This is a genomic window from Pandoraea sp. NPDC087047, from assembly GCF_044745225.1.
Lineage (GTDB): Bacteria > Pseudomonadota > Gammaproteobacteria > Burkholderiales > Burkholderiaceae > Pandoraea.
In genome coordinates, this window is record NZ_JBIUZU010000006.1 from 233,018 (window position 1) to 245,827 (window position 12,810).

The following is a 12,810-nucleotide window of genomic DNA, read 5'->3' on the forward strand; positions in this document are numbered from 1 at the left end:
CGATTCACGAGCGCTGGCTCAGACCCGATCGATGTGACGCTCGCCGAACAGCCCTTCCGGACGCACCAGCAGGAACAGCAGCGCGAAAACATACGGGAACCAGCCTTCGATCCCCCCGAAATTGCCGCCGAACTGGCTTTGCAACAGTTGCGGCACATAGATCTCCGCGAGCTTCTCCGCGGCGCCGATAATCAGTCCCCCGACAATCGCGCCCGGAATCGACGTGAAGCCGCCGAGGATCAACACGGGCAGCGCTTTTAGCGCCGTCATCGTCAGCGCAAACTGCACGCCATTGCGCGAGCCCCACAGCATGCCGGCCACCAGCGCGACGAAACCCGACACGCTCCACACCACGACCCAGATGCGCTGAAGCGGAATCCCGAGCGAGAGCGCGGCCTGGTGGTCGTCCGCCACGGCGCGCAGCGCGCGGCCGATGCTCGTCGCCTTGAAGAACAAGGCGAGCAGCGCGACCAGCACCGCCGCAATGCCTGCCGCCGCGAGATCGAAGCTGCTCACGAGCACGCCCGTCGAATCCATGATCGATGCAATCGGCTCGTCGACGATGCCGAGCGAGAGCGGGCGCACCTCGTTGCCCCACAGCAGCGGTGCCAGCCCCTCTAGGAAGAACGACAGGCCGATGGTCGCCATGAACAACGTGATGGGCGACTGGTTCACGAGTTTGCGCAACACGAAACGCTCCGTCGCAACGCTCATCAACACCATGACGACGAATGCCCCGATGGCCGCCGCCCACAACGGCAATCCCCGCTCCATCAGCCCCACGACCGACAGCGCCGCGAAGTACACCATCGCGCCCTGCGCGAAGTTGAATACGCCGGACGCCTTGAAGATCAGCACGAAGCCGAGTGCCACGAGCGAATACATCACGCCCGAGAGCAGTCCGCCGATCAGGATTTCGAAAAAGAACTGCATCGATGTCTCCAGGTTGGCAACGCGTCGTCAACCGCCGTTTGCTGTTTGTTTCACCGGCACGCCGTCATGCCTTCATGCCATCAAGCCGCTGCGCTCACGCCTTGCGACGCCCCGAGGTAAGCGCGAACGACCTCCGGGTCCGCGCGGACTTCGGCCGGCGAGCCGTCGCCGATCTTCTTGCCGTAGTCGAGCACCACGACCCGGTCGGAGATATCCATCACCACGCCCATGTCATGCTCGATGAGCACAATCGTCGTGCCGAATTCCTCGTTCACTTCGAGAATGAAGCGGCACATGTCGCGCTTCTCTTCGAGGTTCATGCCGGCCATCGGCTCGTCGAGCAGCAACAACTGAGGCTCCGCGGCGAGGGCGCGCGCGAGTTCGACGCGCTTTTGCAAGCCGTACGGCAGGCGCCCGACCGGCGTCTTGCGGATATGCTGGATTTCGAGGAAGTCGATGATCTCTTCGACCTTGGCGCGGTTTGCCATCTCCTCCTGCCGCGCGCGCCCCCACCAGACAGCGCTGGCGAGCAGGCCCGAGCGCATGCGGGTATTGCGTCCCGTCATGATGTTGTCGAGCACGGTCATGCCCTTGAACAGCGCGATGTTCTGGAACGTGCGCGCCACGCCCTGACGCGCGGCAGACGTCGGATGCATGCGTTGGCGCACCTCGCCGCGAAAGACAATCGTGCCCTGCTGCGGGTGATAGACGCCATTGATGACGTTGAGCATCGAACTCTTGCCCGCGCCGTTCGGGCCGATGATGGCGCGAATCTCATGCTCCAGCACGTTGAACGAGATGTCCGTCAACGCCTTCACGCCACCAAACGACAGGCTGATGTGCTGCAAATCGAGCAATACGTCGCCAGTCTTGCGGTTGTCGTTCATGCCTTCTCCTGCGGCAATGCCTAACGGATACCGGGTCAGATGAAACCGCCCTTTCGAACCCTGCGAGCCATACGAACCGTGCCAATCGTGCCAATCGTGCGAACTTCAGGCGGCGCAGCGCAATTTCGCAGGCGCAGGGTCGTCGAGCGGGGCGCGCACGCCGATCACGCGCGCCGGATGAATGGTGAGCGTGGCGCTCACGCTGCCCTCGCGCCCATCTTCGAACTTCACGCGTGTTTCGATGAACTGCGTCGACTTGCCGGTGTAGAACGCGTCGATCAGCACGTCGTACTTCTGCGCGATGAATGCACGGCGCACCTTGCGCGTGCGCGTGAGTTCGTCGTCGTCCGGGTCCAGCTCCTTGTGCAGAATCACGAAGCGCTGAATCTGCGCCGCCGCGAAGGCCGACTCCTTCGCGAGATCGGCATTGACCTGCTCGATGCACGCCAGAATCAGCTCGGCGACGAGCGCATTGCTGGCCAGATCGATATACCCCGCGTAGGCGAGGTTCTGCCGCTCGGCCCAATTGCCCACCGCGTCCATATCGATGTTGATGAACGCGCAGACGCCATCGCGACCGTCGCCGAACGCCACGGCCTCCTTGATGTACGAGAAAAACTTGAGCTTGTTCTCGATGTACTTCGGTGCGAACAGCGATCCGCAGGCGAGTTTGCCGACGTCTTTGGCACGATCGATGATGCGCAGGTGCCCATCGGCGTCGATGATGCCGGCATCTCCCGTACGGAAATAGCCGGCTTCGTCGAGCGCTTCGCGCGTTGCGTCGGGGCGCTTGTAATACTCCTTGAGCAGCCCCACCCCGCGCACCAGCACCTCGCCGCTGTCGGCGATCTTGATCTCCATGCCGGGTGCGACCGGTCCCACGCTGTCGAATCGCACCTGACGATCCGGTTGCAGGCAGACGTACGCACACGTCTCTGTCTGTCCGTAGAACTGTTTCAGGTTGATGCCGATGGCGCGATAAAACCGGAACAGATCGGGGCCGATGGCCTCCCCGGCGGTATAGGCCGTTCGAATGCGGCTCATGCCGAGCGTGTTGCGCAGCGGCCCGTACACGCACAGGTTCCCGAGCGCATATTGCACACGGTCGAGCAACGCCACCGGACGTCCGTCCAGCACGGCCGCGCCGCACCGGTTCGCCACGTCCATGAAGTGCGCGAACATCCTGCGCTTGAGACGATTCGCGTCTTCCATGCGGATCATCACCTGCGTGAGGACGTTCTCGTACACACGCGGTGGCGCGAAGTAGTAGGTCGGACCGATCTCACACATGTCCGTGGAAATCGTGTCGGGCGACTCGGGGCAATTGACCGTGAAGCCCGCGACCAGCGCCTGTGCGTAGGAGAACAAGTGGTCGCCCACCCATGCCATCGGGAGATACGACAGCACCTCGTCGCCGGGGCCGAGCCGGTCGAATGTGCTGCCGTGATACGCCGCGCCGATCAGCCCGGCATGCGAATGACAAACGCCTTTGGGCTTGCCCGTGGTTCCGGAGGTGTAGAGGATCGTTGCCGTGTCGTCAGGGCGGGTGTCGGCCACGGCGTCGTCGAAATGGCGCGGATGCCGGGCGTCGAAATCGCGTCCCTGCGCCAGCGCCGACGCGTAGGATTGCAGACCCGCGGCGTCGTAATTGCGCAAGCCGCGCGGATCTTCGTAAATGATGTGCGACAGCCGTGACACGCGCTCGCGCAACTCGAGCAGCTTGTCGACCTGCTCCTGATCTTCGACGATGGCGAAGTCGATCTCGGCGTCCTCGAGCACATGCGCCATTTCTGCGGCGACGGCGTCCTGATACAGCGGCACCGCAACCCCGCCGAGCGCCTGCGCCGCGGTCATCGCCCAATACAAGCGCACGCGGTTATTGCCGACGATGGCCAGATTGTCGCCACGCTTGAACCCGGCAGCCGCCAGGGCACAGGCGAGCATGCGCACTTCCTGCGCGGCCTCCTGCCAGCTCCAGCTTTGCCAGATACCCAGATCTTTTTCCCGATACGCCGTGCGGGCGCCCCGTGTCGCTGCGTGTGCCAACAACAATCGCGGGAAGGTAGTCCGCTCCTGCATGCCAGTCTCCTGTGTCTCGCCACATTTCGACGCGTGTCGAGGGGGAGTGGCGTGGCTCGGTCGGCGTGCGTGCCCGCGGCACGCTCCTTGTTGCTTGCGGCGTCTCTGAGTGACGCAGTTTTTTTGGAATGCCATACAGCGAATACAGCGAGCAAATACAGCGGGCGATACGTCAAACGACTACGGTGACTACCGATATGCCGGGCAACTATCCGCTTCTATACTTGTGCTTCGGCGTCGTGTCAGCGCGCCATGAATGCTTGTCTCACCGTTGCCAGGCAAGGCGACGATACCTCATGGCTCACGGCGGATTTGTCACCAGGATGACAATCAAGGGAAAGTCCCTATATGTCGCTTGAAACCTTGTTGCAGCGCAGCGCGTGGGCGCAAGGCCTGACGCCGGAACAGCGCGCGTGGTCGCGGAAATTCAGGTGCGTCCGGTGGAAAACGGCGCTTACGTGTGCCGCAAGGGCGACCCGTCGCACGCGTGGTTCGGCGTCATCGAGGGGCTGGTCAAGATTACGACGGCCTCGGCCAGCGGCAAGTCCGTCACGTTCACGGGGGTGCCCGCCGGGGCGTGGTTCGGCGAAGGGTCCGTTCTCAAGCACGAGATCCGCAAATATGACGTGATGGCGCTGCGCGATTCCGTGCTCGCCCATATGCCGATCGCCACGTTCGACTGGCTGCTCGACACGAGCATTCCCTTCAACCGCTTTCTGACGCTGCAACTCAACGAGCGCCTCGGCCAGTTCATTGCGGCGGTCGAGCACGAGCGCCTGCTCGATACGGATGCGCGTGTCGCCCGCTCGCTGTCGTCGATGTTCAATCCGAATCTCTATCCGTCGGACGACAACACCGTGCAGATCTCGCAGGAGGAGCTGAGTTATCTCGCCGGGGTGTCGCGCCAGCGTGTGAATCTTGCGCTCAAGGTGCTGGAACAGGCCGGACTGGTGAAAGTCGATTACGGCGTTCTGACGATTCTCGATCTGGAAGGGTTGCGCGAATTCGGCATGTAGCTTGCGGGGGGGCGGCACTCGGCGCAGCGCTCCAGCATCAATACCGAGGCCAAGTATTTGCTACTGACGTATGCGTTCGAGACGATGCGCTGCGTACGCGTGCAATTCACGACCGACGAACTCAACGAGAAATCGCGCGCCGCCATTCTGCGCATCGGCGCGAAACAGGAGGGGATCGTGCGTCACGAACGCATCATGCCCGACGGCCGCAAGCGCAACTCCGTCCGGTTCCGCATCATCGACGACGAGTGGCCAGAGGTGAAAACCGCGCTGGCGCAACGGCTGGCGCGAGCAACGGCGGCGTCCGGTCCGCTCGCGGGTTGACGGTGGCCGCCATCGACACGAAAGCCGCCCTTTGGGCCGATTACACCTTCCACGCGGGCATGCGCAATGGCTTCGTGCGCGTGCGATTAACGCAGCACCACCCCTTCGAAGTCGTCGGTGATATCCGCGATCACGATCCGATCCTTCCCCGAACGCTTGGCCATGTAAAGCGCCTGATCGGCCAGCGCCAGCCACGATGTCGGTGAAACCAGGTCTGCCGTGTAGTTCGCAACCCCGACACTGAGCGTCACACTGCGCGACGAATCGAGGCCTTGCGTCTCTTGCGCAAACACCGCGCAGACCTTTTCCAGCTTCTTGCGCGCCTTCTCTCCCGATTGCTCGTCGAACAGCACGCAGAACTCGTCGCCACCGTAGCGGCCGCTCACATCGTGGCTGCCCAGTTCGGTCGACAGGACATCGGACAGAATCCGGATGAGCGAGTCGCCCTGAAGATGGCCGTGCAAATCGTTGATTTCCTTGAAGCCGTCGATGTCGATGAGCGCAATGCTTGCCGTACCGGAGCGGCCGACACGCTTATCCGCATAACAACTCGTGAGCGCGCGCATCCATGAACGGCGGTTGAGCAACGACGTCAGATCGTCCTGATCGCTGATCCGGCGCAGTGCGCGTTCGCTTTTCGAGAGCCGCTTCGCCAGGCGATAGCTCGTCAATCCGACGAGCGTCGGGTAGATCAGCAGCAGCGGCAGGCTCGCCAACAACTCGGAGAATTCGATTTGGGTCTGGACCGTGAAACCGAGGATCGCGCCAGCGAGCGTGCCGCCAACGATCATGGCCACAGTGCCATCGCGCAGCAACCGGTATCCGCCCGCCGACGCATTGTGCATCAGCAATACCGAGATCAGCACCGCCGAGGGCACGCCGCAGAATTGCATCGCCACCACCCAGCCGCCACCGAATGCCGAGTCGCACAACAGATTGCGGCGCTCGGCCGAGACCGGATCGGCCGACGACATGGCGATGGCGTGGGCGACGGCCGGCCAGAGAAACGCGTTGAGCGCCCAGATCCCATAGACGACGTGCGAGGCGCCCGCATGACGGATGGCCGTAAATACCGCAATCGCGCTCAGCACACAGCCCAGACTGCGCAGCCCCAGCACGCGGCGCGAGAAGTCGCGGCCCTTCTGGGGCTGAGAACGCGTGGTCGGGTCGGTCGATGGGTCCGTCATGTCGCCAACGTCTGGGGCGTATTCGGTTGAAGGGATGCGCACAGCGCACGCGCATTATGCCTGCGCTCCTTCACTTCCAGCCGCATGAGGTGTCAATCAATGACGCAAATAATTCACCAATGCATTTACCTCACCGTCCCTGACTGCCCTGGTCATCGCACAGAAAAAAGCCCGCGATACACCGCGGGCTGACGAACTTCGTACTACGTACGGTATTGCTGCTTATTTCAGTGCCTGTTTCGATGCTTATCTGGCCACTTACTTCGCCGCAGCGATCACGGCAATCTCGACGAGCAGGTCCGGCGCGGCCAGACGCGACTCCACCGTCGCGCGCGTGGGCGTGTTGCCCGGGCTCGTCCATGCGTCCCACACGGCGTTCATGCCGGCGAAATCCGACTCGATGTCCTTGAGCCAGACTTGTGCCGAGAGCAGACGCGACTTGTCGATGCCCGCATCCTTCAGATAACCATCGAGCTTCGCGAGCACTTGCTGCGTCTGCCCGGTGATGTCCTGAGTGCGATCGTCGGCCGTCTGGCCGCCGATGTAGACCGTGCCGTTATGCACCACGACACGGCTCATGCGGGCATTGGTGTGATGACGTTGAATATCGCTCTGAATTTCACTCATTAACCACGACTCCAAAAGGAATAAAAAGCAGCAGACGAGAGGCGCGAGCCGTCTCGCCTACTTGGGGAAACCGGCACGCTCGCTCAGGAACTCGGGGGCATCGACCGCCATGGCCAACTCGCCGAGCGTCACCGGCTTGATCGGCGGGCGAATGCGGTAGTAGCCGACTTCCGGCACCGCGCAGCCTTGCGCCTGCGCCAGCAGTTCCGCCACCGTCAGACCGCAGAAGCGGCCCTGACACGGTCCCATGCCGCAACGCGAGAAAGTCTTCGTCTGGTTCGGGCCGACGCAACCCAGCGCCGCCATGCGACGCACATCCCCGGCCGTCACCTCTTCGCAACGGCACACGATGGTGCTGTCGTCGGCCGGGGCGCGAAAGCCATCTGCCGGACGGTAAAGGGCGTCGAGGAATGGACGAATCGCCGTATGCGCCGCCAGTTCCCGTCGCAGCGACAACGCGCGAGAGTCGCGCTTCGCCCGATCGAGCTTGCCGAGCTTCACGGCGGTTTGTATCGCGGCGAGGCGTCCCGACGGTTCAGCGGCCAACGCCCCGCCAATGCCCGCGCCATCGCCTGCCACGAAGATGCCCGGCACACTCGTCTCGCCCCAGGCGTCCGTTTGCGGGCGCCAGCACAACTGCGCCTCGTCCCACAGGTGCTCGCAACCAATGGAGCGCGTGACCTGCGTGTTCGGAATCACGCCCTGATGCAACAGCACCAGCGCCGTATCCATGCGTCGGGTCTTGCCGTCCACGACATACTCGATGCCTTCGGCCTTCGTTGCGCCGAGCACGCGCAGCGATGCGACATGCTGGACGTGTTCCACCCCCGCCGCGCGAATCGCGCGCAGCAGCTTGAAACCCTTCATCAGATACGACGGCGCGCGCAAGGCGCCACCCGCGTGACGCAAGGCCTCGCGGCGTGCGCCCGGCTCGGCCGTGTCGAGAATCGCGCGCACGGGCACACCGGCATTGATGAGCTGCCACGCAAACAGATAGAGCAACGGTCCGCAACCGGCCAGCACCGCCGGCGTGTCCGGCACGAGCGCCGATGCCTTGAGCAGCGTTTGCGCCGCGCCCACGCCCATCACGCCGGGCAACGTCCAGCCCGGAATCGGGAACGGACGCTCCTGCGCCCCACCCGCGAGCACGATGGCGCCCGCTTCGATCTGCAAAGTGCCGCCGCCCGCCCCCTGCCGCGTGACCGACACGCGCTTGTCCGCGCCGATCTGCCACGCCAGCGTCTGCGGCCAGTAGGCGATACCGGCCTCGGTGAACGCGTCGACCAGCGCGCGCCCGTGCAGATAGTCGGGCCCGAGTACGCCCGGATCGGCCAGCGGCGAGCGGCTCACGCTGCGGTAAATCTGGCCGCCGGGCAGGACGTTCTCATCGACGACGAGCGGCGCAAGACCGTGCCGCTTCGCTTCGAGCGCTGCCGCCAACCCTGCCGGACCGGCGCCCACGACCAATAAATCCACGATCTTCGTACTCATGCCACGCTCCTCGCCCCATCCATGCGACGCACCTGCATGCCCTCGCGCACGGGGGTCATGCATCCCTGCCGATTCGGCACACCGTCGATCTCCACGAGACAGTCGAAGCACACGCCCATCATGCAGAACGGCGCGCGTTCGCTACCGGTCACGGGCGTGGTGCGGCACGCCGTCATGCCCGCGAAGAGCAAGGCGGCCGCCACGTTCATGCCCTCCGGCACATCGACCGGCGAGCCCTCGATAAACAGTTGCACCGTCGCGCCGTCCTGGCGCGCCAGCGACTTAAGCAGCGAAACGTTTGGCATAGAAATGGTCCAGAAGCGCGGGGCGCTCAGCGCCGAGAATCCACGGCGCGATGGTTTCACAATGCGCGGCGGCAAGCGTCACGCCGCTGTGGCAGGTCGCGAGAAATGCGCCGGGACAAGCCTCGGACGCCTCATAGATCGGCAGGCCGTCGGCCGTCATCACACGCAACGCACCCCATGCGCGCACCACGCGCACGTGCTTGAGCAAGGGGAACGGCGCAATGCCGCGCCGCGCGATGTCCGCGAGCACGTCCGGCGTCACACCGTCGTTAAAGCCCACGTCTTCGGCCGAGTCGCCGAGCATGACTGAGCCTTCAACCGTCTGACGCACGTAAATCGTCGGGTAATCGAGAAATGGTTTGACGCGCTCGGTCACGAGAATCTGGCCACGCAACGGCTTGACCGGCGCGCTCAGGCCCACCATCGGGGCGAGGTCGCGATTGCCCAGACCGGCGGCCAGCACCACGCGTCCCGCGTCGAAAGACGCCTCGCCCATGCTCACGCGAAACGCGCTACCCAAGGGACGAATGCCGGTCACGCGCACGTTCGGCGCATACTCGCCGCCTGCCTGCTCGAAGGCCGTGAACAGCGCGCGCAGCGTGTAGAGCGGGCTCACGTGGCCGTCGTTCGGGGAATAGATGGCGCCCGCCACATCGGGGCCGATGGCCGGCAGACGCTGCGCCAGCGCATCGTGATCGAGCACTTCGTAGACGAGCGCCGGTTCGGCTTCCCTGAGCTTGCGCATGCTCTCGACCTTCACCGCCAATTCCTCGGCCGTCTGCGCAATGTTGAAGCCCCCGGGCCGTTGAAAGCCGACGTTCACGCCGGTGCGTGCGAACAACTCGTCGGCGAGCTGCTGCCATGTGTTCGCGGAATGCAGCGACCAGCGAGCATAGTCCGTGCAGGTGCCTCCCTTACCTTGCACCCAGACCAACCCGAAGTTGCCGCGCGCGGCACGCAGCGAGTTGTCTTCGCCATCGCAAACGACGACGCGTTGTCCGCGCTTGACGAGCCCGTAGGCAATCGCCATGCCGACGAGGCCGCCGCCGATGACGGCGATATCGTATGTCTTTTGCATGTTTTAGTGATTTCCGACCAGAACCTTGTTCAATCCGTAGATGCGATCGAGCACCAGCATCACGGCCAGCGTCAGCCCGATGAGCAGCGTCGAAATTGCCGCCACGCTCGGATCGACCGTCTCGCTCATGTTCATGTAGATGCGCACCGGCAGCGTGATCGTCTCGGGCGAGGTGACGAAAATCGTCGCCGTCAGCTCATCGAAACTGTTGATGAACGCCAGCACCCAACCGCCCGCCACGCCCGGCAGAATGGCGGGCAGCGTAATGCGGCGGAATGTCGTCCAACGCCCTGCCCCCAACGAGCGCGCCGCGCGTTCGCTCTCATCCGCCTGCCCGACCAGCGCCGCCATGATCAGGCGCAGCGCATACGGAAAGATCAGCAATGCATGGCACGCCACGAGGCTCACGAACGAGCCGCCCATGTCGAGCAGCGTGAACAGCCGCAGGAACGCAATGCCCAGCACCACCGGCGGAATCATCAGCGGCGAGAGCAGGAACGAATTGATCGCATCGCGCCCCGGGAAGCGGTAGCGCGCCAGCCCCATGGCCGTGGGCACGGCGAGCACCGTCGACACGGTGGCCGACATCACGCCCAACCACAGACTCGTGCGCAGCGCCGACTGAAAATCCTCGTCGCTCATGAGCGAGCGGAACCAGCGCAGCGAGAAGTGCTGCGTCGGAATGGAGAGGAAGTTATCGGGCGTGAACGCAACCAGACACACGACCACCAGCGGCGCAAGAATGAAGACGAGGAACAGCCCATGGAACGCGAGCGCCCCGGCGCCATTGCGATCGTACTGAGAATCCTGCTGACTCATGTGATGGTCTCCCGTCAGCCGAGACGGCGCGTGAAGCGCTTCTCGAGTGCGCGGTTATAGCCGCTGATGATGAGCACGTTGACGATCAGCAGCACGATCGCAATCGCCGCGCCCAACGGCCAGTTCAGCGTGCCGAGGAATTCGTCGTAGGCCGTGGTCGCCACGACTTTCAGACGACGTCCACCGATCAGGGCCGGCGTGGCGAACGCGCTTGCCGTCAGCGCGAACACGATCAGACTGCCCGAGAGAATGCCCGGCGTGATCTGCGGCAACACCACTCGCCACATCACCGTCGCGCGTCCCGCACCGAGCGAGCGTGCGGCGTGCGCCACAGCCGGGTCCAGCCGCGTGAGCGACGTCCACACCGAGAGCACCATGAGCGGCACGAGCACGTGGACCAGCGCCACCGTCACCGCACCCATCGTGAAGATCATCTGCAACGGATGATCGATGATCCCCAGTTTCGTGAGCACGATGTTGATGAGCCCCTCACGCCCGAGCAGGATCGACCAGCCCAGCGTGCGCACGACGACCGAAATCAGCAGCGGCCCGAGCACGAGCACCAGACACAGCGAACGCCACGGATCGCGCATGCGAAACAGGAAGTACGCCTCCGGCACGCCGACCAGCACGCACAGCAGCGTCACGCCGACCGAGAGCAGCAACGTGCGCAGGAAAATCTCGTAGAAGTAGCTGTCCGTGAGAATGTCGACGTAATGCTGCAACGACACCGTCGGCAGCACACCACCCAGATTCGGGTCGAAACCGTGCAGGCTCAACACGAACGTCAACACGAGCGGCACGGCCAGCAGCACGAGGAAATACACCGTCGCGGGCATGACCAGCGTCCAGGCGGCACGCCGCTGGCTGGCCGCCTCGGGCGAGACGGCCGTCGCCGTTTTCATTTTCTGCACGGCGGGCACCCCCGGTGGCGTAGACGTCGCGGCGTTCATGCGCGCTCCTGTACCAGACGCAGCGCGTCGTCGGCCCAATCGAGGCCGACCGCGTCGCCGTCGTTGGCGGCCACCACCCCGTCGTTGGACACGAGCACACGCAGATCGCCCAACGCGGTCGAGACGGTGAGCACCCAGTGGTTGCCGTGGAAGCTGCGCTGCGCCACGCGTCCCGGCACACGCCCGGCGGTGGCGGACGTCAACCGGATACGCTCGGGACGCAGGCAGAACGTGACCGGTGCGTTTGCGGCATTTGCGGCATTCCCGACGTCTGCCGTCACCAGCCCCGCCTGCGCCGGGGACACGACGAGCCGCAGCCCTTGCACTTCGAGCAACGCGACACCGCCGCGCACATCGAGCTGACCGGTGATGAGGTTGGTCTGCCCGATGAAGTTTGCGGCAAACGTGGCGCGCGGGTCTTCATACACGTCATGCGGCGTATCGATGCGCACCACACGCCCGGCATTGAGCAGCACCACGCGATCGCTGATCGCGAGCGCCTCGGCCTGATCGTGCGTGACCATGATGGTGGTCGTGCCGGCCTTGCGCTGAATCGAGCGCAACTCGTCCTGCATCTGTTCGCGCAGTTTGGCGTCGAGATTCGAGAGCGGCTCGTCGAGCAGCAACACGGGCGGCGCGATCACCATGGCGCGCGCGAGCGCCACACGCTGACGCTGGCCGCCCGAGAGTTCGCGCGGATAGCGCTGCGCGTGCTGGCCGAGATGCACCAGCTCCAGCGCGTCCTTTACGCGGCGCTGCTTCTCGCCGGGGTCCACGCGGCGCATGTCCAGACCGAACGCGACATTCTGCGCCACGCTCATGTGCGCGAACAGCGCATAGCTCTGGAAGACGATCCCGAGTCCGCGCTTTTCCGGCGGCACGGGCGTGAGATCGCGGCCTTCGAGCAGAATCCGGCCGGACGTCGGCGTAACGAAACCCGCGATCATCTGCAATGTCGTGGTCTTGCCGCAGCCCGACGGGCCCAGCAGGGAGATGAACTCGCCCTGCGCAATCGAGAGGTCGACCCCCTCGACTGCCACCGTGTCACCGAAGCGCTTGCCGAGTTGCTCGACGCGTAAATATGGGGTGCTCATGACGCTTGTCATCTCCC

At 64.2% G+C, this 12,810-nt stretch carries 12 protein-coding genes and 1 pseudogene; 2 read left to right on the top strand and 11 right to left on the bottom strand.

Annotated elements, in window-relative coordinates; genetic code table 11:
- Positions 1-18: 18 nt before the first annotated feature.
- From ACIPHM_RS13580 to ACIPHM_RS13590, 3 genes are all read right to left on the bottom strand, one after another.
- The gene (locus ACIPHM_RS13580) at positions 19-933 is read right to left on the bottom strand and encodes a branched-chain amino acid ABC transporter permease (RefSeq protein ID WP_400328671.1); all 915 of its coding nucleotides are present in this window, start codon (positions 931-933) and stop codon (positions 19-21) included.
- An 80-nt stretch (positions 934-1,013) separates the two neighbouring features.
- Positions 1,014-1,859, bottom strand: a complete 846-nt coding sequence (locus tag ACIPHM_RS13585; protein WP_400329092.1) for an ABC transporter ATP-binding protein — start codon at positions 1,857-1,859, stop codon at positions 1,014-1,016.
- A 66-nt stretch (positions 1,860-1,925) separates the two neighbouring features.
- Positions 1,926-3,899: an AMP-dependent synthetase/ligase gene (locus ACIPHM_RS13590; RefSeq protein ID WP_400328674.1), complete on the bottom strand. Its 1,974-nt coding sequence runs from the start codon at positions 3,897-3,899 to the stop codon at positions 1,926-1,928.
- A gap of 413 nt (positions 3,900-4,312) precedes the next feature.
- Here ACIPHM_RS13590 and ACIPHM_RS13595 point away from each other — a divergent pair, with 413 nt between their 5' ends.
- Together ACIPHM_RS13595 and ACIPHM_RS13600 are read left to right on the top strand one after the other, a co-directional pair.
- Positions 4,313-4,915: a Crp/Fnr family transcriptional regulator gene (locus tag ACIPHM_RS13595; RefSeq protein ID WP_400328677.1), complete on the top strand. Its 603-nt coding sequence runs from the start codon at positions 4,313-4,315 to the stop codon at positions 4,913-4,915.
- An 18-nt stretch (positions 4,916-4,933) separates the two neighbouring features.
- Positions 4,934-5,239: pseudogene (locus ACIPHM_RS13600) on the top strand (GNAT family N-acetyltransferase); the annotation flags it as partial.
- An 86-nt stretch (positions 5,240-5,325) separates the two neighbouring features.
- Here ACIPHM_RS13600 and ACIPHM_RS13605 read toward each other — a convergent pair.
- From ACIPHM_RS13605 to ACIPHM_RS13640, 8 genes are all read right to left on the bottom strand, one after another.
- Positions 5,326-6,426 (bottom strand): diguanylate cyclase, encoded by a 1,101-nt coding sequence (locus ACIPHM_RS13605; RefSeq protein ID WP_400328680.1) that lies wholly within the window; start codon positions 6,424-6,426, stop codon positions 5,326-5,328.
- 258 nt (positions 6,427-6,684) lie between these two features.
- Positions 6,685-7,053, bottom strand: a complete 369-nt coding sequence (locus ACIPHM_RS13610) for a RidA family protein (RefSeq protein ID WP_400328683.1) — start codon at positions 7,051-7,053, stop codon at positions 6,685-6,687.
- Between the two features lie 57 nt (positions 7,054-7,110).
- Positions 7,111-8,544 carry an NAD(P)/FAD-dependent oxidoreductase gene (locus tag ACIPHM_RS13615; protein ID WP_400328686.1) on the bottom strand — a complete coding sequence of 478 codons (1,434 nt, stop codon included), beginning with the start codon at positions 8,542-8,544 and terminating at the stop codon, positions 7,111-7,113.
- Entirely contained in the window at positions 8,541-8,849 is a 309-nt protein-coding gene (locus ACIPHM_RS13620) for a (2Fe-2S)-binding protein (protein WP_400328689.1), read from the bottom strand. The genes ACIPHM_RS13615 and ACIPHM_RS13620 overlap by 4 nt, the downstream gene beginning before the upstream one ends.
- Entirely contained in the window at positions 8,827-9,927 is a 1,101-nt protein-coding gene (locus ACIPHM_RS13625) for an NAD(P)/FAD-dependent oxidoreductase (RefSeq protein WP_400328692.1), read from the bottom strand. Before ACIPHM_RS13625 ends, ACIPHM_RS13620 begins: the two co-directional genes overlap by 23 nt.
- Before the next feature lie 3 nt (positions 9,928-9,930).
- On the bottom strand, positions 9,931-10,746 hold the full coding sequence (locus ACIPHM_RS13630; RefSeq protein WP_400328695.1) for an ABC transporter permease: 816 nt from the start codon (positions 10,744-10,746) through the stop codon (positions 9,931-9,933).
- A 14-nt stretch (positions 10,747-10,760) separates the two neighbouring features.
- On the bottom strand, positions 10,761-11,699 hold the full coding sequence (locus ACIPHM_RS13635; protein ID WP_400328698.1) for an ABC transporter permease: 939 nt from the start codon (positions 11,697-11,699) through the stop codon (positions 10,761-10,763).
- Positions 11,696-12,793, bottom strand: a complete 1,098-nt coding sequence (locus tag ACIPHM_RS13640) for an ABC transporter ATP-binding protein (RefSeq protein ID WP_400328701.1) — start codon at positions 12,791-12,793, stop codon at positions 11,696-11,698. The genes ACIPHM_RS13635 and ACIPHM_RS13640 overlap by 4 nt, the downstream gene beginning before the upstream one ends.
- Between the last annotated feature and the right edge of the window lie 17 nt (positions 12,794-12,810).